This is a genomic window from Mesorhizobium sp. M0227 (genome assembly GCF_040321855.1).
GTDB lineage: Bacteria > Pseudomonadota > Alphaproteobacteria > Rhizobiales > Rhizobiaceae > Mesorhizobium.
Window position 1 is genome coordinate 1 of sequence record NZ_JAMYSJ010000071.1, and the last position, 888, is coordinate 888.

Below are 888 nucleotides of genomic sequence, written 5' to 3' on the forward strand. Positions count from 1 at the left end.
TAGAGCGATTCCTATTTTGAGAGAATCGTAGGATTCCCAAAGCCGGATGTTTGTGATTCAAGATGCTGGCTGGATTGGAGGCCAGCATCTGATGACGCGAGCGCTTTCAAATGATCTTCGTGAGCGTGCAGTAGCGGCGGTTGGCGACGGGGAGACCTGCCGTGCGGTTGCCTCGCGCTTTGGCGTTGCGGTTTCCTCTGTAGTGAAGTGGTCGCAGCGTTACCGTGCCACTGGCTCGGTGGCGCCGGGCAAGATGGGCGGACATCGCAAGCGCGTCCTTGAGCCGCATCGGGCCTTCATTATGGAGCGGCTTAATCAGACCTCTGAACTGACGCTGCGTCGGCTGAAGGACGAGCTGGATGCTCGCGGGGTCAAGGTCTCGCACAATACGGTGTGGCTGTTCCTGCGCCGCGAAGGCCTGAGCTTCAAAAAAAACTCTGTTCGCCCTTGAGCAGGCGCGTGCCGATATTGCCCGCAGGCGCCAGCGATGGCGCTCTTGGCAAAGCGGTCTCGATCCACAGTGCCTGGTCTTCATCGATGAGACCTGGATCAAGACCAACATGGCTCCACTGCGAGGTTGGGGGCCGAAAGGCAAACGGCTGCGCGGCTTGGCTCCACACGGCCACTGGCGCACGCTGACCTTCCTCGGTGCACTACGCTGGGACCGGCTCGCAGCACCTTGCGTCTTCGACGGACCGATCAACGGCCAATGCTTCCGTGCTTATGTCGAGCAGCAGCTCATCACCGTGCTGAAGCCCGGCGACATCGTGGTCATGGATAACCTGGGAAGCCATAAGTCGGCGGCCATCAGGCAGACGATCAAAGCTGCCGGCGCCAGGCTTTGGTATCTGCCGCCCTACTCGCCGGACCTCAATCCGATCGAGCAGG

General features: G+C 60.5%; 1 pseudogene. It reads left to right on the forward strand.

Features of this window, described 5'->3' with window-relative positions:
- Window positions 1–91: 91 nt before the first annotated feature.
- Window positions 92–888 (forward strand): annotated as a pseudogene (locus NKJ00_RS32180) (IS630 family transposase); the annotation flags it as partial.